This window comes from Actinoplanes aureus (genome assembly GCF_015704865.1).
Taxonomy (GTDB): Bacteria; Actinomycetota; Actinomycetes; order Mycobacteriales; family Micromonosporaceae; genus Actinoplanes; species Actinoplanes aureus.
Genome location: NZ_JADQTO010000009.1, coordinates 242516 through 261298 on the forward strand (window position 1 = coordinate 242516; position 18783 = coordinate 261298).

Annotated in this window: 18 protein-coding genes; 10 read left to right on the forward strand and 8 right to left on the reverse strand. The window is 70.8% G+C overall.

Annotated elements, in window-relative coordinates:
- Window positions 1–4: 4 nt before the first annotated feature.
- On the reverse strand, window positions 5–1084 hold the full coding sequence (locus tag I4J89_RS21005) for a right-handed parallel beta-helix repeat-containing protein (RefSeq protein ID WP_196415699.1): 1080 nt from the start codon (window positions 1082–1084) through the stop codon (window positions 5–7).
- 140 nt (window positions 1085–1224) lie between these two features.
- Here I4J89_RS21005 and I4J89_RS21010 point away from each other — a divergent pair, with 140 nt between their 5' ends.
- Window positions 1225–1881, forward strand: a complete 657-nt coding sequence (locus I4J89_RS21010; RefSeq protein ID WP_196415700.1) for a class I SAM-dependent methyltransferase — start codon at window positions 1225–1227, stop codon at window positions 1879–1881.
- Here I4J89_RS21010 and I4J89_RS21015 read toward each other — a convergent pair.
- A complete protein-coding gene (locus I4J89_RS21015) occupies window positions 1878–2894 on the reverse strand; it encodes a TolB family protein (protein WP_196415701.1) in 1017 nt (338 codons plus the stop codon). The genes I4J89_RS21010 and I4J89_RS21015 overlap by 4 nt on opposite strands.
- Window positions 2891–4069, reverse strand: a complete 1179-nt coding sequence (locus I4J89_RS21020) for an MFS transporter (RefSeq protein WP_309238400.1) — start codon at window positions 4067–4069, stop codon at window positions 2891–2893. The genes I4J89_RS21015 and I4J89_RS21020 overlap by 4 nt, the downstream gene beginning before the upstream one ends.
- A 218-nt stretch (window positions 4070–4287) precedes the next feature.
- Between I4J89_RS21020 and I4J89_RS21025 the strand changes: the two genes are divergently transcribed.
- The 6 genes from I4J89_RS21025 (at window position 4288) to wecB (ending at window position 10673) form a co-directional block, all read left to right on the forward strand.
- Window positions 4288–5130, forward strand: a complete 843-nt coding sequence (locus tag I4J89_RS21025; RefSeq protein WP_196415703.1) for a glycosyltransferase family 2 protein — start codon at window positions 4288–4290, stop codon at window positions 5128–5130.
- Complete coding sequence (locus I4J89_RS21030; protein ID WP_196415704.1) at window positions 5127–6032, forward strand: glycosyltransferase family 2 protein; 906 nt, start codon at window positions 5127–5129, stop codon at window positions 6030–6032. The genes I4J89_RS21025 and I4J89_RS21030 overlap by 4 nt, the downstream gene beginning before the upstream one ends.
- Window positions 6033–6324: 292 nt before the next feature.
- Window positions 6325–7503 (forward strand): hypothetical protein, encoded by a 1179-nt coding sequence (locus I4J89_RS21035; protein ID WP_196415705.1) that lies wholly within the window; start codon window positions 6325–6327, stop codon window positions 7501–7503.
- 5 nt (window positions 7504–7508) lie between these two features.
- The gene (locus I4J89_RS21040; protein WP_196415706.1) at window positions 7509–8279 is read left to right on the forward strand and encodes a WecB/TagA/CpsF family glycosyltransferase; all 771 of its coding nucleotides are present in this window, start codon (window positions 7509–7511) and stop codon (window positions 8277–8279) included.
- A gap of 10 nt (window positions 8280–8289) precedes the next feature.
- Entirely contained in the window at window positions 8290–9546 is a 1257-nt protein-coding gene (locus I4J89_RS21045) for a nucleotide sugar dehydrogenase (protein ID WP_196415707.1), read from the forward strand.
- Between the two features lie 2 nt (window positions 9547–9548).
- Window positions 9549–10673 (forward strand): non-hydrolyzing UDP-N-acetylglucosamine 2-epimerase, encoded by a 1125-nt coding sequence (gene wecB / locus I4J89_RS21050; protein ID WP_196415708.1) that lies wholly within the window; start codon window positions 9549–9551, stop codon window positions 10671–10673.
- 209 nt (window positions 10674–10882) lie between these two features.
- Here the strand turns inward: wecB and I4J89_RS21055 are convergent, their stop codons facing one another.
- The 3 genes from I4J89_RS21055 to rfbA all read right to left on the reverse strand — a co-directional run bounded on the left by I4J89_RS21055 (window position 10883) and on the right by rfbA (window position 14208).
- On the reverse strand, window positions 10883–12385 hold the full coding sequence (locus I4J89_RS21055) for a sugar transferase (RefSeq protein WP_373688150.1): 1503 nt from the start codon (window positions 12383–12385) through the stop codon (window positions 10883–10885).
- Window positions 12386–12742: 357 nt separating this feature from the next.
- Window positions 12743–13339 carry a dTDP-4-dehydrorhamnose 3,5-epimerase gene (gene rfbC, locus I4J89_RS21060; protein WP_196415710.1) on the reverse strand — a complete coding sequence of 199 codons (597 nt, stop codon included), beginning with the start codon at window positions 13337–13339 and terminating at the stop codon, window positions 12743–12745.
- Window positions 13336–14208 carry a glucose-1-phosphate thymidylyltransferase RfbA gene (gene rfbA / locus I4J89_RS21065; protein ID WP_196415711.1) on the reverse strand — a complete coding sequence of 291 codons (873 nt, stop codon included), beginning with the start codon at window positions 14206–14208 and terminating at the stop codon, window positions 13336–13338. The genes rfbC and rfbA overlap by 4 nt, the downstream gene beginning before the upstream one ends.
- 46 nt (window positions 14209–14254) lie before the next feature.
- Here rfbA and rfbB point away from each other — a divergent pair, with 46 nt between their 5' ends.
- Both rfbB and rfbD read left to right on the forward strand, forming a co-directional pair.
- Window positions 14255–15232, forward strand: a complete 978-nt coding sequence (gene rfbB, locus I4J89_RS21070; RefSeq protein ID WP_196415712.1) for a dTDP-glucose 4,6-dehydratase — start codon at window positions 14255–14257, stop codon at window positions 15230–15232.
- Window positions 15232–16077 carry a dTDP-4-dehydrorhamnose reductase gene (gene rfbD, locus I4J89_RS21075; protein ID WP_196415713.1) on the forward strand — a complete coding sequence of 282 codons (846 nt, stop codon included), beginning with the start codon at window positions 15232–15234 and terminating at the stop codon, window positions 16075–16077. The genes rfbB and rfbD overlap by 1 nt, the downstream gene beginning before the upstream one ends.
- A gap of 49 nt (window positions 16078–16126) precedes the next feature.
- Here the strand turns inward: rfbD and I4J89_RS21080 are convergent, their stop codons facing one another.
- Window positions 16127–16501, reverse strand: coding sequence for a hypothetical protein (locus I4J89_RS21080; RefSeq protein ID WP_196415714.1), 375 nt, complete (start codon window positions 16499–16501; stop codon window positions 16127–16129).
- A 325-nt stretch (window positions 16502–16826) separates the two neighbouring features.
- On the reverse strand, window positions 16827–17339 hold the full coding sequence (locus I4J89_RS21085) for an RICIN domain-containing protein (RefSeq protein ID WP_196415715.1): 513 nt from the start codon (window positions 17337–17339) through the stop codon (window positions 16827–16829).
- 202 nt (window positions 17340–17541) lie between these two features.
- Here I4J89_RS21085 and I4J89_RS21090 point away from each other — a divergent pair, with 202 nt between their 5' ends.
- Window positions 17542–18705: a PP2C family protein-serine/threonine phosphatase gene (locus I4J89_RS21090; protein WP_230859310.1), complete on the forward strand. Its 1164-nt coding sequence runs from the start codon at window positions 17542–17544 to the stop codon at window positions 18703–18705.
- Window positions 18706–18783: the final 78 nt, after the last annotated feature.

Sequence of the window (18783 nt, forward strand, 5' to 3'; positions counted from 1 at the left end):
CTTCTCAGCCCCAGTCCGGCTCGTCGTCGGCGGGCACACCGGTCTCCAGGACGCGGTTGCCGCGCCGGACGAGGTCCTTGGGGAGGTCGCTTTGATACCAGATGCCGTACACGCCGACCTTGGGGTTCTCCATGGTGGAGAACCAGTTGTCGATCACTTGGATGCGGGTGGCCGGGTGTTCCTGATCCTCGATGTAGACGCAGTAGTTGCCACCGGCGAGCAGGTTGTCGCGGATCACCACGTTGTCGATCGCGCCAAGGGAGCTGCCGATACTCACCGCGCCGGTGAGACTACCACCGGTGAGCACGATGGTGTTGTGACGGATCAGTCCGTTCTTGCCGACCCCGCTGATGATCCCGTCGACGTGCCAGTCGTCGTCCGGGCCGTCGGTCGTCGAGTGGATCCAGCTGTCCTCGACCGTGTAGTTCTCGCCGACCTCGACGCCGTGGCCGACGTTGCGCAGCTCGCATCGGGAGACGTGCAGGCCGCTGAAGGCCATGATGGCGCGGTAGACGATCTGGGAACCGTCGATCTCGCAGTCCTCCATCCGCAGGCCCTTGGCGGACGTGGACTGCTGGATCACGGTGAACTCGTCCCGGCCCTTGTTCGGCAGGTCCGGCGGCGCGGTGATCCGGGAGCGCCGGACGGTCACGTTGTCGGCCTGCACCGAGAGCCGGCCGACCAGGTCGATGCCGTCGATCACGGTGCCGGCCTTCTTCACGATCAGCTCGCCGGTCATCGGCTTGAGCTTCACGCCGGCGGGCACTCCGGTGTTGCCGGCTCCGGGGAAGCTCGCCTTCGCCGGAGTGGCCTTGCGTTTCGCCGAGGCCTTGGCCGATGGCTTGGCCGAGGTCGCGGTGGCCGGTCCCAGACTCGTGACGGCACTGGGTGACGGGGTGGGCGTTCCGGAGGGGCTGTCGGGTGCGGGCGACGGGGCCGCCGGCTGCGAGGGATCGGACACGGCGGCCGTACCGTCACCGTCCCGGTCGCCGGAGGTCAGCACGATCGCGGTTCCGGCGGTCGCGGCGACCAGCACGGCAACCGCCGCGACGATCCAGCGCCGCCCCCTGTCCACAGTGCGCATCCACGTAGGCTGCCGCACCGTGCGTCGATGGCCTATGGACGGTCCGGCCGAGATTCTTGTCGAAAAGACGACAGAGCCGCACGTGCACGTCCGGTCTACTTTGCTCAGACCCGGTCGGGCCGCAGAGGGAGTCGTGAGCAATGGGCTGGAATTCGATCCGTACGCGCCTCGTCGGTGAGGACGACTCGTGGAGCGCGCGCCGGCGCGCCGAGCGCTGGGCGTGGTTCACCCGCTCGTTCCCCGACCTCGATCAGATGACGGTGGTGGACCTGGGCGGCGTACCGCACACCTGGATGCAGTCGCCGGTCCACCCGAAGCACGTGCACGTCCTCAACATCGAGCCGCTCGACTCCGACGTACCGGACTGGATCGAGACCGACTACGCGGACGCCTGCGACCTGCCCACGGCCATCGCCTCCCGCCGGTACGACCTGGTGTTCTCCAACTCCGTGCTGGAACACGTCGGCGGCCACGAGCGCCGGATGCGGTTCGCGGAGAACGTACACAAGCTGGCGGGCGCGCACTGGGTCCAGACCCCGTACCGCTACTTCCCGCTCGAGCCGCACTGGGTCGCGCCCGGCATGCAGTTCCTGCCGGTGCGGGCGCGGGCGACGCTCGCCCAGAGATGGCCGCTGGCGCACGTACGCTCCGCCGGCGTGAAGGACGCCCTCGACGGCGTCCTCTGGACCGAGCTGATCGACCGGACGCAGATGCGCTACTACTTCCCGGATTCGCACATCCTGAACGAGCGGCTGGCCGGCCTGACAAAGTCGATCATCGCGGTGAAGAAGGGCTAGCGCACCACGGCCGGTGACCAGGCGTCCGGCACCAGCACGCGCGGCGCTCCCGATCCGTCGGCCGGCACCGCCCAGATGTCGCTGGTGGCCGCCCCCGCGTCGCTGGTGCGCGGCAGTCCGTAGAGAACGGTGCCGTCGTCGAGCCACTCGGCCTGGTCGTCGACGCTGCGGGTCTCGGCCAGCACGGTCTCGGCGCCGGTGCGCAGGTCGTGGACCGCCAGCCGCCACTGGCCGGCCGGCAGGTCGCCGTGCTTCTTGAAGGCGATCCGGGTCCCGTCCGGCGACAGCGACGGGCACTCGACGTCGCCGCGCAGCGAGTCCATCCGCCGGCCGGCGATGCTGCCTTGGACCAGCCAGGTCCGCCCGCCGGTGGCGGCGGTCGCGTAGAACCTGTCGTGGTCGGCGAAGGTCACGCCCCAGAAGTTGCGGTCGGCCGCGGTGATCCGCTTCCCGTCGACGAAGAGCTGGAACTTCTCCAGGTCGATCGAGTCGTTCTCGGCGACCCGGGTGACCACGGTCCGGGTGGAGAACTGGCCGGGAGCGGCGTACGAGTCGCCGTAGACGAAGGTCGTCGTGACCGACAGCGCGGCGTCCCGCGACATCCGGACCCGGCTCGGCAGCCCGGTCAGCGGCAGGTTTCCGGTGGGCGTCCAGTCCGGGCCCAGCACCTCGGCCTTGTACGTGTTCGACAGGCCCCGGCGGGCGGACAGGCAGACCGCGCTGCGCCGTGCGGCGTACACCCGCTCGCAGGACACCCCGGTGAGCGCCCGCGGCCCGCCCGGCGCGGCCAGCGGCACCACCGCGAGCCGGCCGTAGCCGCCGCCCAGGACGGTGTTGCGGAAGACCAGGTGCCGTCCGGCCACCACGCTCGCCAGGTCGGCGGCCGGCGCGGCCGTGGCCGACTCCACCGCGGCCGCCTGCCGCTGCTGCACCCGCAGCACGTAGCCGCCGGCCCCGACCAGGACCATCAGCACCACCACCGCCAGCAGAGCCAGCCGGACCCGGACGCTCACGTCGTCACCCTCCGAGTCTCCGTGCCGCGCAGCAGCAGCCAGGCGATCGGCAGCGCGCAGATCAGCAGGCCGCCGACGACCAGCAGGGCCTCACCCCGGCCGATCAGCACCCACAGGCTGCCGAACATGATCGCGGAGGTGAACCGGGCCAGCGCGACGACCGTCTGGGCCGCCGCGATCCCGGTGCCGCGTGCCTCATCACTGACCAGCCGGCTGACCAGGGCCGGCAGCACGCCGTCGGTGGCCGCGTAGTAGACGCCGAGCAGCAGCAGCACGAGCACCGTCGGGACGACGCCGCCGAATTGACCGCCGGCGGCCAGGTACGCCCCGAGCAGCGCCACGTGCCCGAAAACGAACACCCGGGCCCGGCCCACCCGGTCGGCCAGGCGGCCCAGCGGCAGGGCCAGCGCCAGGTAGCTGAGGTTGGTGCCCACGTACAACAGCGGGAAGAGCGCGGCGGTCAGGTCGTCCCGCTGTTGAACGGCCAGGTAGAGGAAGCCGTCGCCGACGGTCAGCACCCCCAGCAGGGCGGCCGCCGCCATTGGCCGGCGCAGCCGCGCGCCCATGATTTCCCGGGCCACCCGGCGGAAGCCGACCCGGGCGTTCGCCGCGCCGGTGCGCAGGTTGGGCACGAACAGCAGCAGCACGGCGAAGCCGACGATCGCGAACGCGAACGAGGTGACGAACACCGAGTCGTAGCTGCCGGGCACCAGCGCCAGCAGCGCGAGGGCGATCAGCGGGCCGAGCACGGCGCCGATCGTGTCGAGGGTGCGGTGCACGCCGAACGCGCGACCGAGCATGGCCGGGTCGGACGACGCGGCGATCATCGCGTCGCGTGGGGCGGTCCGCAGGCCCTTGCCGAGCCGATCGGCGGTGATCACGGCGGTCACCGCGGCGAAGCCGTGAACGGCCAGCATGGCGATCCGGCTGACGGCGGAGAGTCCGTAGCCGGCGACCGCGATCCACTTGGGGCGCCCGCCACGGTCGGCGGCGTACCCGCCACCGATCCGTACCGCCGCGCTGACTCCCTGGTAGAGGCCGTCGACGAAGCCGTACGCCAGATAGCCGAGCCCGACCTCGGCGGTGAGGTAGAGCGGCAGGACCGCGACCACCATCTCGGACGAGATGTCGGTGAAGAGGCTGACCACACCGAGCAGCACGACGGTCGTGGCCACCCGTCCGGCGCGCCCGTCCGCAGAGTTCCCGGGCCGGTCACGCACCGACACGTACACGTAAAACCCGCCTCTCCCGCTGACTCCGCCACTCTTACGCGCGGGGCCACAACGCCACGATCGGCCGGTCGGTTTGTCCATCATGGCCGTACGGTGCGATTCGCGGCCATGAATCCGACAGACGGTGGTGCCTGCGCCGATGGCCCCGGAATACTGCCTGCGTGATCAGCGTCGTGATCCCGGCTCACAACGAAGCACCCGTCATCGGCCGGCTGTTACGCGGCCTGCTGGCCGGCGCGAGTCCCGGCGAACTCCAGGTCGTGGTCGTGCCGAACGGGTGCACCGACGACACCGAGCGGACCGCCGCCGCGTTCGGCGACCCGGTCCTGGTGGTGCCGCTGGAAAACTCCGGCAAGTACGCGGCGCTGCGGGCCGGCGACTCCCGGGCCACCGGCACCGAGGTGATCTATCTGGACGCCGATGTGGAGCTCACCGCCGACGACGCCCGCCACCTCGCCGCCTCCCTGCGCCAGCCCGGCGTGCTGGCGGCCGCACCGGAACGCGTCGTCGCGACCGGCCGCTCGTCCTGGCCGGTGCGCTGGTACTACGACATCTGGCAGGAGCTGCCGGTGGTGCGCGACGGCCTGTTCGGCCGTGGCGTCATCGCCGTCTCGCCGGAGGGCCGGCAGCGCCTGCACGAGCTGCCCGACGTGATGGGTGACGACCTCGCCGCCTCGGTCGCGTTCACCGCCGCCGAGCGGCGGGTGGTACGCGACGCCCGGGTGGTGGTGCACCCGCCGCGGACCCTGGCCGACCTGATCCGCCGGCGGGTCCGGTCGGTGACCGCGACCACCCAGCTCCAGCAGGCCCGCCCGGGGACCGTCGACTCCGCGCGTACCTCGCGGGCCGATCTGCTCGGCATCCTGCGCCGCCGGCCGGCGGCCGCGCCCAAGCTGGCGATGTTCCTCGCGGTGACCGCCGTCTGCCGGTGGCGGGCTCGGCGCCCGATCCGCTCCGGGGACTTCACCACCTGGCTCCGCGACGAGAGCAGCCGTGCCGCATGAGCCCCCGGATCACCGTGGTCGTCGTGACCTACAACAGCGCTGCCGTGCTGCCCGGACTGCTGGAGTCGCTCGGCGACGGGCTGAGCGGGACGTCCTGGCGGCTGATCATCGCGGACAACGCCTCGGCGGACGACAGCGTCGCCGTCGCGCAGCGGATGGTGCCGGACTGCCACATCGAGCAGACCGGCCGCAACGCCGGTTACGCCGCCGCCTTCAACGCCGCGCTGCGGGTCGCCGAGCCGTACGACGCGGTGCTGATCCTCAACCCGGACGTCCGGCTGCGTCCCGGCTCGGTCGCCACGATGATGGCCCGGCTGGGCGGCGACGTCGGTATCGCGGTGCCGCGGATCCTCGGCGAGGACGGGCACGTGGCGTACTCGTTGCGCCGGGAACCGACCGTGGGCCGCGCACTGGGTGAGGCGGTGCTGGGCCGGCGCGCGGGACGGTTCCCCGGGCTCGGCGAGACGGTTCTGGATCGCGAGGCGTACTTCACCGACGGCCCGGTGGACTGGGCCACCGGCGCCGTGATGCTGATGTCCCGCGACTGCCTGCGGGCGTGCGGGCCGTGGGAGGAACGGTTCTTCCTCTACTCCGAGGAGACCGAGTTCTCGCTGCGAGCCCGCGATCACGGTTTCCTGACATCGCTTGTCGCCGGCGCCGAGGTGGTGCACATCGGCGGCGAGTCGCAGGTGTCGCCGGCGCTGTGGAGCCTGCTGACGGTCAATCGGGTGCGGCTGTACCGGATGCGCCACTCCCGCGCGGCCACCGCCGTCTACTGGTCAGCGGTCTTCCTCCGGGAGGCGTCGCGGGCGGCCCTCGGGCATCCGCGCAGCCGCCGTGCCGTCACCGCGCTGGTCCGGCCGGCAACGCTGCCGTTCCCGCCGGCGCCGGAAACCGCCTGACGGTTCTGCTTCTCACCGGAACGGCGGAGGCCGACTGTCCATTCCGGGCGGTCGATGGATCCAGATGGCCGGATAAATCGAAAGTCATCGGGTTATTCGGTCATCACGCCATGTCAGCTAGGCGTCACATCTTCCGATGGCCGGAGCGTCCTAAGTAGCCTCAGTTCGGCCCCGCGGCACGCTTCTCGCCGCCGGCGTCGTCTATCCCTGCTGCCCGGATCGCGCCAGGAACAACCCACTCAGCCTTCCCGCCCGACACCCGCGGGACGGCTGTCCTTTGTGGAAGGACGACATGACGTCAGTACCAGCGAGGTACGCCCACCTCGACGGCGAAACGGCCGAGCTGACCGACCGGATCATGACGCTCGCCTCGCGCGGACTCCCGAAAATGTACCGGACGGAAAGCGACGAATACGCCTTCACCCGCATCTTCACCACATCGGCTGACGGCGTGACCGCGCGGCTGTCCGGCACCAGCCTGCGCTACGCCGCGATCGTGGCGCTCGGGGTCGCCTGGCTGCCACCGGACCAGCAGCCCGCGCTGCTCGGCGGCCACTCGCTCGACGAGTTCGTCTCGCTGCTCGTGGACCGGCAGGCGGCCAGCGGCAATCTCGGTGACATCGCGCTGATCGCGTGGGCTGCCGCTCAGATCGGCCATGGAAGGCTGGAGGACGCGGTCCGGCGGCTGCGCGAGTTCGACCGGCGGACCGCCCCGGAGTACGTGGTGGAGTGCGCCTGGGTGGTGTCCGCGCTGGCCGCTGCCCGCGCCCACCTGGACGTCGAGGAGTATCTGGCCCAGGCCCGCGAGCGGTTGCTCGGCAGCGTCCTGCCCGGCAGCCCGGTCTTCCCGCACGTGACCGGACCGGGGCTGGTCAAGCCGTACCGGGCGCACGTCGCCTGCTTCGCGGATCAGGTGTACCCGATCCAGGCCCTCGCCCGGCTGCACCACTCGGGCGACGACCCGGCCGCACTGGCCGCGGCCCGGACCGCCGCCGCGCAGATCTGCCGTCTCCAGGGGCCGGGCGGCCAGTGGTGGTGGCACTACGACGCGCGTACCGGCGATGTCATCGAGGGCTACCCGGTCTACTCGGTGCACCAGCACGCGATGGGCCCGATGGCCCTGCTCGACCTGACCGAGGCGGGCGGCGGCGACTTCGCCGAGCCGATCCGCAAGGGCCTGCGCTGGATGCTCGGACCGGCCGAGCTGGGTGACGGCGGTTTCGCCGAGCCGCTCCTGCTCGATCAGGAAGGGCTGACCGTCCGGAAGGTGTTCCGCGGCGACCCGCGCAAGATCGTCCGAGGCCTGCACACCGCGACCACCCGGGTCCGTCCCGGCCTGCGCCTGCCGGTCGTCAACCGGGTGTACCGGCCGACCGCACTGGATCGCGAGTGCCGCCCGTACGAGTTCGGCTGGCTCTACTTCGCGTGGCTGGCCCGGCTCGGTGCCCGCTCGCTGCCCGCCGGGCGGTGACCGGGATGCGGACCGGAGAGAAGGAACGCCGGGACCTGTTCGGCGTGCCGCTCGACGCGCTCACCCTGGAGGAGACCGTCCAGCGCTGCCTGGACTCGGTGACCACCGGCGAGCTGCTCGAGGTCGGCGTGGTCAACGCCGCGAAGATCGTCAAGATGCGCACAGACACCGCGCTGCACGACGCGGTGACCGGCTGCGGCCTGATCGTCGCCGACGGGCAGTCCGTCGTGTGGGCCAGCCGGGTGCTGCGGCAGCCGCTGCCCGAGCGGGTGGCCGGCATCGACCTGTTCCAGCGCCTGCTCTACATGGCGGAGGTGCGCGGCCACTCGGTCTACTTCCTCGGCGCCCGTGCCGAGGTGCTGGACCGCATGGTGGAACGGGTCCGGGCCCAGCACCCGCGCCTGAAGATCGCCGGATACCGGGACGGCTACTACGCCGAGGACGAGGCCGCCGCGGTCGCCGACGACATCAAGGGCAGCGGTGCCGACCTGCTCTTCCTCGGCATGACCTCGCCGAAGAAGGAGGTCTTCGTGGCCACACACGGCGCCCGCACCGGCGCCAAGGTGGTGCACGGCGTCGGCGGCTCCTTCGACGTGCTGGCCGGAGTGGTCAAGCGGGCACCGCTCGCCTGGCAGCGGACCGGCTTCGAATGGCTGTACCGGGCGTTGCAGGAACCACGCCGGCTGGGCCGCCGCTACCTGACCACCAACGTCGCCTTCGCCGGGCTGGTGGCCCGCGAGTGGATGAAGTCCCGCCGTTCCGGCGCGATGAACTGAGGAGACTGCCATGCGAGTCGTCATCGCCGGCCAGGGCTACGTGGGGCTGCCGCTGGCCGTCCGCGCCGCCGAGGTCGGTCACGAGGTCGTCGGCTACGACGTCGACACGGTACGCGTCGGCCGTCTCGCCGCCGGTGAGTCGTACGTCGAGGACATCCCGGCCGAGCGGCTGCGCGCCGTGCTCGCCGACGGGTCGTACCGGGCCAGCACCGATCCGGCGGACTGCGCCGGGTTCGATGTCGCCCTGATCACGGTGCCGACCCCGCTTCGGGACGGCGTACCGGATCTGTCCTATGTCGAAGCCTGCGCCGAACTGCTCGCCGGCCACCTGCGGCACGGCGCCACCGTCGTCCTCGAGTCGACCACCTACCCCGGCACCACCGAGGAGGTGGTCCGGCCGATCCTGGAGAAGCGCTCCGGCCTGACCGCCGGCACCGACTTCGCGCTCGGGTTCAGCCCGGAACGCATCGATCCCGGCAACCCGACCTGGAACGTCATCAACACCCCGAAGATCGTCTCCGGGGTGGACGAGACCTCGCTGAAGCGGGTCAAGGAGTTCTACGACACGGTCGTGGAGACCACGGTGACCGTCGCCTCCACCCGCGAGGCCGAGTTGGCCAAGCTGATCGAGAACACCTTCCGGCACGTGAACATCGCCCTGGTCAACGAGATCGCGATGATCTCCAACGACCTGGGCATCGACGCGTGGCAGGCGATCGACGCGGCGTCGACGAAGCCGTTCGGCTTCATGCGGTTCACCCCCGGGCCGGGCGTCGGCGGGCACTGCCTGCCGATCGACCCCTCGTATCTGTCCTGGCGGGTGCAGCGCGCGCTCGGTCAGAGCTTCCGCTTCGTCGACCTGGCCAACGACATCAACAACCACATGCCCGACTACGTGGTGCGGCGGCTCATCGACGCGCTGAACCGCCGGCAGCGCTCGGTGTCGGGCAGCCGGATCCTGCTGCTCGGGCTCGCGTACAAGAAGAACACCGGTGACGCCCGGGAGTCGCCGGCGGTGCGGGTGGTGCAACTGCTGAGCCAGATGGGCGCCGAGGTCCGGGTGGCCGACCCGCACGTGGTCGAGGCCGTGCACGGGGCTCCCGACCTCACGATGGTCACGCCGACCGCCGAGGAGCTGCGCGCCGCCGACGCGGTGGTGCTGCTCGCCGACCACGACGAGTTCGACTACGACCTGATCGCCCGGGAGGCCGGCTATGTGCTGGACACCCGGCGCCGGCTGACCGGCCCCGCGGTCGAGGTGATCTGAGCGTGCCCCGGATCCTGCTGATCGCCGGTGCCCGGCCGAACTTCATGAAGGTCAAGCCGGTCCTGGACGCCCTGGAGAACCGTGGCGCCGAGGTGGTGCTGGTGCACACCGGCCAGCACTACGACGCGGCGATGAACGACGTGTTCTTCGCCGACCTCGGGCTGCGCCCGCCGGACCGCCACCTGGGCACCGGCTCGGGCAGCCACGCGGAACAGACCGCCCGCGTGATGCTCGCCTTCGAACCGCTCGTCGACGAGCTGACACCGGACGCGGTCGTGGTCGTCGGCGACGTCACCTCGACGCTGGCGTGCGGCCTGGTCGCCGCGAAGGCCGGCGTGCCGGTGGCGCACGTCGAGGCCGGCCTGCGCAGCCGCGACTGGAGCATGCCCGAGGAGGTCAACCGGGTGCTCACCGACCGGCTCAGCGACCTGCTCTTCGCACCGTCGCCGGACGGCGTCGACAACCTGCGGGCCGAGGGCTACCACGACGACCAGATCCACCTGGCCGGCAACGTCATGATCGACACGCTGTTCGCGAACCTCGACCGGGCCCTCGCCTCCGACGCACTGCACCGGCACGGCCTGTCCCCCGGCGGATACGCACTGGCCACTTTGCACCGCCCGGCCAACGTCGACGACACCGGCATGCTGGCCGGGCTACTGCGGGCACTCGGCGAGGTGGCCCGCGACGTCCCGGTCGTCCTCCCCGTGCACCCGCGCACCGCTGCCCGCCTGGAGCAGGTCGGCCTGCCGGACGGCATTCGCCTGGTACCGCCGGCCGGCTACCTCGACTTCATCGCCCTCCAGGCATCGGCCCGCCTGGTACTGACCGACTCCGGCGGGGTGCAGGAGGAGACCACCGCGCTCGGCGTGCCGTGCCTGACCCTGCGCGACTCCACCGAACGACCGATCACGATCACCGAGGGCACCAACATCCTGGTCGGCCGCGACCCGGACCGCATCATCGCCACGGCCCGCCGGGTCCTGACCGACCCACCGCCCAAGCGCGCGCCGGCGCTGTGGGACGGCCATGCCGGCGAACGCATCGCCGACGCGCTGCTGGCGCTGCTCGCCGCACCGTCCCGGCCGCGCCCCACCGACCTCCGGGAGAGCATCACCCGAGCCTGAAACCCTTTCCTGGTACGGCGTGGCTCGTCCCGCCGAAATCCACCCCGTCCCCCGGCTGCCGCGCGGGCAGGGTGCCACTCACCGCCCCAGCGCGGCCGCCGGGAAAGGGCGTCAGCCGCGGCCGCGTACCAGCGCAGCCGGTGACCTACGACGAGCACGGCCGCTCAGGCCGTCGCTCGGCGGCCCGGCTCGCGCTCTCGACGGTGGGTTCAGTAGGCGCCGGAGCTGCGGACGACCGCGCTCACCGTGCGGGCCAGGATCGCCACGTCCATGGCGAGAGACCAGTTCTCCACGTAGGTCAGGTCGAGGCGGATCGACTCCTCCCAGGAGAGATCCGAGCGGCCGGAGACCTGCCAGAGGCCGGTGAGGCCGGGCTTGACGACGAGCCGGCGCAGCATGTCGGCCGGGTAGCCGGCGACCTCGCGGGCCAGCGGCGGGCGGGGGCCGACCAGCGACATGTCGCCCTTGAGCACGTTGAACAGCTGGGGCAGCTCATCAAGGGAGTAGCGGCGCAGCCATTGGCCCACCGGGGTGACGCGCGGATCCTGGCGCATCTTGAACAGCTCGCCGTCGGTGTCGTTGAGGTTGCGCAGCTCCTGCAGGCGCGCCTCGGCGTTGACCACCATGGTGCGGAACTTGTACAGCATGAACGGCCGGCCGTCCTTGCCGACCCGCTCCTGCCGGAAGATGGCCGGCCCGCGCCCGCCGCCACCGGGGCCGAACATCACCAGCGCGGCCACCACGGCCAGCACCGGCGCGGTGAGCAGCAGCAGGAACAGCGCACCGACCCGGTCGAAGATCATCTTGACGATGCGGGCGCTGCCCTTGAGGCGGGGGTGCTCGACGTGCAGCATCGGCAGGCCGTCCACCGGGCGGATCGTGGTGCGGTCGCCGGCCACGTCGACCAGGGTGCTGGCCACGATCAGGTCGATCTCGTCGCGCTCCAGCTGCCAGGCGAGGCGCCGCAGGGCGGATCCGTCGATCTCCGGGCAGGCGAGCACCACGACGGTGTCCGCGCCGGAGCGGGTGACCGCCGAGGCGATCCCGTCGAAGGTCCCGTACACCGGCGGCAGCCCGCCGGTGACGTGGCTCTGGGTGACGCCGGACGGCAGGCAGGCGCCGATGACGCCGAGGCCGTGGTACCGCTCGCGGCGCAGCCGGCGGGCCATGTCGATGACAGCCCGCTCGTGGCCGACCAGGATGACCCGGTGCAGGCGCTCGCCGCGGGCCCAGGACCGGTGCAGCCGCTGCCGGAACGCGTACCGCGCGCAGAGGTCGACAATGATCGCCAGGGGCATCGCGATTAGCACGTATCCCCGCGCCAAACGCAGATCGAACGCAAAGGAAACGATGGCCAGGACAGCGGTCAGCGCCAATCCCGAGCGGAACACCCGTGCGTACTCGTCGGTGCCGACGAACAGGTGACGTGGCTCATAGGCCCGATTCACCGCGAGGCAGGCGGTCCAGGCGATCGGAAACAAAACCGTCAAGATCAGATAGTCGCGGTTATAGGGCTCCGCGCCGGACGGGCCGAATCGCAGGACCAGCGCCGACGCCGCCGCGAGCAGCCCCACCGCAAGATCAATGAGGTAGAGGTTGCGCGCATACCGCCCGTGCCATCCGGCACGGGTCTCGCCGGCCCTGGCACGGGCTTTGAGCTGCGCAGCTGTCTCGGCCAGATCTAGGGTCTCGACAGATTCGATGGTCTGCACGCCCTTGCCCCCGTCATTGACTTCCGTCAACACATGGTCCGCTTTAGCCGGTATACCGGACATGCCGGTGAGCCGACGAAGTGAAGATCTTCGTGGTGCGGTAGCCCACGAGACACACTGGACAGAGTGCTGAACCGTACCCCCTCCGCGCTACACCTTTCCGTTCCGTAGGAATGGCGATTCGGCCGATGGGAATGGCCGACCGGTAGGAGGTGTCCAGATCGGACCAGAGCGATTCGCGGCGGGACCAGGGTGTACCGCGACTAGGTACTACCAAAATGGCGGCAGGTCAATCGACCGACAGGCATGACTGAATGTAATCAATCCGACTGCCGTACTGATATCCGCGGCCGTGTTCTACCCGTGGCGCTCCTGAAGATAGGCGACACAGTCGTCGTAGCGTGGCAGCAGCCCGACCGCCCGCGCCTCGGCCAGCGCGGGGGCCTCGGCGTCCTTGCCGGACAGCACCGGGGCGTCGACCGGCCAGTCGATGCCGAGGCCCGGGTCGAGCGGGTGGACGCCGTGCTCGTGGCCGGGCCGGTAGGTGGACGAGCACAGGTACGCCACCGTGGCACCCTCGGTCAGCGCACAGAAGCCGTGCCCGAGCCCCTCGGCGAGGTAGACCGCGCGCCGGTCGGCGTCGTCGAGACGGACCGCCTCCCAGGCACCGAACGTCGGCGAACCGACCCGGATGTCCACCACCACGTCGAGGACCGCACCGGACACGCAGGTCACGTACTTGGCCTGCCCCGGCGGCAGATCGGCGAAATGGATGCCGCGCACGACGCCCCGGGCCGAGGTGGACAGGTTCGCCTGGGCCAGATCGAGGGGATGACCGACGGCCTCGGCCAGGGCGTCGAACCGGTACCACTCGAGGAAGACGCCACGCGAGTCGCCGTACCGCACCGGCGTGATCTCGAACGCGCCCTCGATGGTCAACGGCCGGATCTTCATCCCAGTCCCCCGTCCAGAAGCTCCACCAGGTATTGGCCGTACCCGCTTTTCAGCAGTGGCCCGGCCAGCTCGCGCAGCCGATCGTCGGAGATGAAGCCGAGCCGCCAGGCGGCCTCCTCCACGCATCCGATCTTCAAGCCCTGCCGTTCCTCGATCACCCGTACGTACTCCGACGCCTGCACCATCGACTGGAAGGTGCCGGTGTCCAGCCACACCGTGCCGCGGTCCAGGACGGTCACCTCCAGCCGGCCCTGCCGCCGGTACTCCTCGTTGACGCCGGTGATCTCCAGTTCGCCACGGGCGCTGGGCACCAGCTTGTCGGCGATCCGGACCACGTCCGCGTCGTAGAAGTAGAGGCCGGGCACCACGTACCGCGACTTGGGCCGTTCGGGCTTCTCCTCGATGGACAGCACCTTGCCGGCCGGGTCGAACTCGACGACACCGTAGCGCTCCGGGTCGGCCACCGGGTACGCGAAGACCCGCCCACCGGCCGGCTGAGCGAACCGGGCGAGCTGCCGGCCGAGTCCCACCCCGTGGAAGATGTTGTCGCCCAGGATCAGCGCGACGGGCTGGTCGCCGATGAAGTCGGCGCCGATCCGGAACGCCTGAGCGATGCCCTCCGGCCGTGGCTGCTCGGCGTACGACAGCGCGAGCCCGAGGTGGCTCCCGTCGCCCAGCAGCCGCTGGAAGTGCGGCCGGTCCTCGGGCGTCGTGATCACCAGAATCTCCCGGATCCCGGCCGACACCAGGGTGGTCAGCGGGTAGTAGATCATCGGTTTGTCAAAAATCGGCATAAGCTGTTTCGACATGGCCATCGTGATCGGCCAGAGCCGCGAGCCGGTCCCGCCGGCGAGCAGAATTCCGCGCACCGGGGAACCCTAAACTCGCCGGGGCATGCGTCTACACTCGCCAGTCGTGCAGATTTTCGTGACCGGGGGTGCCGGTTTCATCGGTTCGGCCTACGTCAGGGCCCTCTTGCAGGACGAGTACGCGGGCGCGGCCGGCGCCACGGTGACCGTTCTGGATCTGTTGTCGTATTCGGGAAATCGCGCCAATCTGCCGCTGTCGGGTTCCCGACTACGATTCGTGCAGGGCGACATTTCCGATTCTGATCTGCTCCACGACCTACTTCCCGGCCATGACGTGATTGTGCATTTCGCCGCCGAATCCCATGTGGACCGGTCCATTTCCGGCGCGGTCCCGTTCGTCGCCACCAACGTGCTCGGCACCCAGGTGCTGCTCGACGCGGCCCGGACCGCCGGCGTCCCCCGCTTCGTGCACGTCTCCACCGACGAGGTGTACGGCTCGATCCAGCAGGGGTCGTGGACCGAGACGTGGCCGCTCGCGCCGAACTCGCCGTACGCCGCTTCCAAGGCCGGCTCCGACCTGCTCGCGCTGGCCGCCCACCGCACACACGGCATGGACGTGGTGGTCACCCGCTGCTCCAACAACTACGGGCCGTACCAGTTTCCGGAGAAGGTCGTCCCGCTGTTCGTCACCAACCTGCTCGACGGCAAGCCGGTGCCGCTCTACGGCGACGGCGGCAACGTCCGGGACTGGCTGCACGTGACCGACCACTGCCGGGGCATCCAGCTGGTGCTCGAGAAGGGCCGCTCCGGCGAGGTCTACCACATCGGCGGCGGCACCGAGCTGAGCAACCGGGAGCTGACCGGCCGGCTCCTCGAGGCCTGCGGCGCCGGCTGGGACATGGTCCGCCCGGTCACCGACCGCAAGGGCCACGACCGCCGCTACTCCCTGGACATCACCAAGATCAGTGAAGAGCTGGGCTACACACCCCAGGTCACCCTGGACGCGGGCCTCGCCACGACCGTCGCCTGGTATCGCGACAACCGCTCCTGGTGGGAGCCGCTCAAGGCCCGGGCCGGCCTCTGATGCGCTGGCTGATCACCGGCGCCGGCGGCATGCTCGGCCGCGACCTGAGTACCGTCCTGGCCGAGCACGGCGCGACCGACGTGGTCGCCGCCACCCGCGCCGACCTGGACATCACCGACCCCGTCGAGGTCCGCGACGCGGTCGCCGGTGCCGACATCGTGCTGAACGCCGCCGCCTGGACGAACGTGGACGGCGCCGAGACCGACGAGTCGGCGGCCACCGCGATCAACGGCCACGCGGTACGGCTGCTGGCGCACACCGCCGGCAAACGCCTGATCCACGTCTCCACCGACTACGTCTTCGACGGCACCGCCACCGCGCCGATCCCGGAGGACACCCCGCACGCACCGATCAACGCCTACGGCCGCGGCAAGGCCGTCGGCGAGCAGGCCGTCCTGGCCACCGGCGGCTACGTGGTGCGCACCGCCTGGCTCTACGGCGAGCACGGCCCCAATTTCGTACGCACCATGCTGCGGCTCGCCGCCGACCGCGACACCGTCGACGTCGTGGACGACCAGCAGGGTCCGCCCACCTGGTCGTACGCGCTGGCCCACCAGCTGGTCGCGCTGGCCCGGGCGGCCGCCGACGGCCGAGCCGCACCCGGCGCCTACCACGGCACCGCCGCCGGCTCCACCACCTGGTACGGCCTGGCCCGCGCCGTCTTCGCCGAAGCCGGACTCGACCCCGGCCGCGTCCGCCCGACCACCAGCGACCGCTTCCCACGCCCGGCCCGGCGTCCGTCCTACAGCGTGCTCTCGCACGCCCGCTGGGCCGGCACCGGCATACCCACACTCCCCCACTGGCGCGCCATGCTCACCGACGCCATGCCAGCCTTACGCCGCTAGGCGCCTCCGTGGTCAGGGTCCCCAAGCGGTGATCTTGCTTCGCCCAACCTCAATGCTGTATCAACGGCTGCCAGACAACACCCACGTTGGGCCGGACAAGACCCTGACCACGAAGGCTCTCGAGAGACCGTTCTAGGAGCTGCCGTTGCGGCAGTCGTGCGATGAGCCCCCACGCGGCGGCCAGCCCAGCGCGGCCCAACGCGGCCCAGCGCGGCGGCCAGCCCAGCGCGGCCCCGGAGGAGTGACAGCCATCAGGCACAGCCGGGTCCGCTTTTTCGGCCTGTTTGATCATCCGGCTGTGCTCCAGGGCTGCCTCCCGGCCGTTGAAGCAGCCCTCGCGCACAGCCAGCCCGCACAACCCGGCCTTGTCGACCACCGCGCTAGCAGAGGTGGCTGTCTCGCTGATCCACACCACACCCGCCATGCCCGGACGTGCGGGTGGCGACCACCGGCCAACCGCAACCGGCGCCACAAACCGCAAGTCGGCACTCCGGCTGCTGGCCAGCGGCGACCGGCCGACCGCAACCGGCCCCACAACCGCGAGCAGGCACCCCGGCCGCTGGCCGGCAACCGCCGGCAACCGCCGGCCGAGCGTGACCGGCGCTGCAAAGCGCAAGCGAACGGCTCCGCCCGGCCCGGCGGTCGCGGTAAGGCCGCGACCGCCGGCAGTCAGTTCGCGCGGGGACGCGGAGGACACCGCGCGAACGCGTACCCCAGATAGCGACCGGGGCGCGCGGCGGACCGGTTGATCAGGGCTTGTACCAGGTCCAGCGGCTGTTGGATCCGCCCACCTGGTAGTACTGGATGAGGGCCGCGCTGTTGCTGTTGCTGCCGTTCTTCACGTGGATGGAGAACTGGTCCCGGGTCACCCCGCCGCGGCTGACGAGGTAGTAGTAGTCGCGGCCGTCCGGGTTCGTGCCCCAGAACTTGGGGAGCCACTCCTGGTTGTTGCCGTTGTTGCAGGTGTACTGCACGATCGCCACGTTGATGGTGACCGCGGCACCGGAGACCGCCAGGCACTTGTTGCTGGCCCGGTTACGGATCCAGTAGTAGCCGGAATCGGTCTCGTCGAAGTACCACTGCTGGTTGATCGGGAAGTTCCGGTTACAGGTGTAGATGATCTGCCCGACGCCGTTGCCGGACGCGCTGTTCGGGTTGTCCATGCACTTGCCGGAATCCTCACCGACGATCCGGAAAGGTCCCAGGGTGGTGGCCGCGCTTGCCGGCGACTGGTGAACGACGATCGCCGTGGCGAGGGTCATGACGGCGACGATCGAATGAAGAAGACGCCTGCGTAGCTTCACTGTGTTCCTTCCCCGTTGTGCCCGGTCGAAGATCACCGGGCGTATCGAGGGATGACTATAGTGTTCCGCGATCTTGCGGGTCGTCCAAGGTGGATGGGCTCGCGGTGGGCATTGCCGCATCGCCGCCCGGCGGGTTGGATGGGGTTCGATGCTCGCGTCAATGGAGGCCGTGCGGCGGCTCATGGACTTGAGGCACCGCGGCCGGGCCGAGGACCTGCCGGAGGTGCTCGCGGCGGCCGCCCCGTTACTGGACGCGGAAGCCGCCATCGTGCTGCTCGTCGACTACGGGCAGCTCGCGCTGCACCCGCTGCGCGGGACCAGGGTCGATACGGCGACCGTGCTGGCCGTGGAGGACACGCTCGCCGGCCGGGCCTTCACGACCGCCCAGCAGCAGTGGCTCGACGAGGGCGACGGCGGGGCGCTGTGGCTGCCGCTGCTGCACGGTGCCGAGCGGCTCGGCGTTCTGGAGTTCCGGGTCAAGGCCTATCCGCCGGCCGCCACCCGACACGACCTGGAGGTGATCGCGGCCCTGGTCGCCGAGCTGATCGCCAGCCGGCGCTTCTACGGCGACGCGGTCGAGCACACCCGGCGTCGGCTGCCCATGCAACTGGCCGCGGAGATCATCTGGAACCAGCTGCCGCCGCTCACCTTCGCCGTCGACGGGACCATCGTCACGGCCGTTCTCGAGCCCTGTTACGAGGTCGGTGGCGACGCGTTCGACTACGCGGCCAACGGCGACGTCCTGCACGTCGCGCTCTTCGACACGGTCGGTCACGGGATCAGCGCCAGCGCGCTGACCACGCTGACGTTGAACACGTATCGCAACGCCCGCCGGTCCGGGCTCTCGCTGGCCGACACCTGCCGGTCGATCGACAAGTGGATCCGCTCCCAGTACCCCGGCCTCTTCGTCACCGCGCTGCTGGCCGAGCTGGACATGCCGACCGGCACCTATCGGCGGATCAGCGCCGGCCATCCCGCCGAGCTCTTCCTGCGCGACGGTCGCGCCCTGCCTCAGCTGCCCACGCCCAACACGCTGCCGCTCGGCCTCGGCCACATGATCGCCCGGCCGCCGCGGGTCATCGAGCAGCAGCTGGAACCCGGGGACACGCTGGTCCTCTACACCGACGGCGTCACCGAGGCACGGGACGCCTCGGGCGCGCTGTTCGGAGTGGAACGGCTCAGCGACTTCCTGCTGAACGCCCTGGACGAGGGCATCCCGGCGCCGGAGACGATGCGCCGCCTGATCCAGGCGATCGTCTCGTACGAGGACGGCGAACTACGCGACGACGCCACCGCCGCGATGCTTCAATGGCGCCGCCACTGACCGGCGCCGCCCGAGTGGCACCCGGGCCCGGCGGCCGCGCTGGGGCCCGGGGTCGCACCCGGATCGCGTGGTGGGTCG

What these genes read in the sequence shown, in the direction of transcription:
- I4J89_RS21085 (WP_196415715.1), bottom strand. Translation starts at nt 17,339, where the DNA reads ATGACCCTCGCCACGGCGATCGTCGTTCACCAGTCGCCGGCAAGCGCG.
- I4J89_RS21040 (WP_196415706.1), top strand. Translation starts at nt 7,509, where the DNA reads ATGCGGACCGGAGAGAAGGAACGCCGGGACCTGTTCGGCGTGCCGCTC.
- I4J89_RS21010 (WP_196415700.1), top strand. Translation starts at nt 1,225, where the DNA reads ATGGGCTGGAATTCGATCCGTACGCGCCTCGTCGGTGAGGACGACTCG.
- I4J89_RS21045 (WP_196415707.1), top strand. Translation starts at nt 8,290, where the DNA reads ATGCGAGTCGTCATCGCCGGCCAGGGCTACGTGGGGCTGCCGCTGGCC.
- rfbD (WP_196415713.1), top strand. Translation starts at nt 15,232, where the DNA reads ATGCGCTGGCTGATCACCGGCGCCGGCGGCATGCTCGGCCGCGACCTG.
- I4J89_RS21090 (WP_230859310.1), top strand. Translation starts at nt 17,542, where the DNA reads ATGGAGGCCGTGCGGCGGCTCATGGACTTGAGGCACCGCGGCCGGGCC.
- I4J89_RS21080 (WP_196415714.1), bottom strand. Translation starts at nt 16,501, where the DNA reads ATGGCGGGTGTGGTGTGGATCAGCGAGACAGCCACCTCTGCTAGCGCG.
- I4J89_RS21005 (WP_196415699.1), bottom strand. Translation starts at nt 1,084, where the DNA reads ATGCGCACTGTGGACAGGGGGCGGCGCTGGATCGTCGCGGCGGTTGCC.
- I4J89_RS21035 (WP_196415705.1), top strand. Translation starts at nt 6,325, where the DNA reads ATGACGTCAGTACCAGCGAGGTACGCCCACCTCGACGGCGAAACGGCC.
- rfbC (WP_196415710.1), bottom strand. Translation starts at nt 13,339, where the DNA reads ATGAAGATCCGGCCGTTGACCATCGAGGGCGCGTTCGAGATCACGCCG.
- I4J89_RS21030 (WP_196415704.1), top strand. Translation starts at nt 5,127, where the DNA reads ATGAGCCCCCGGATCACCGTGGTCGTCGTGACCTACAACAGCGCTGCC.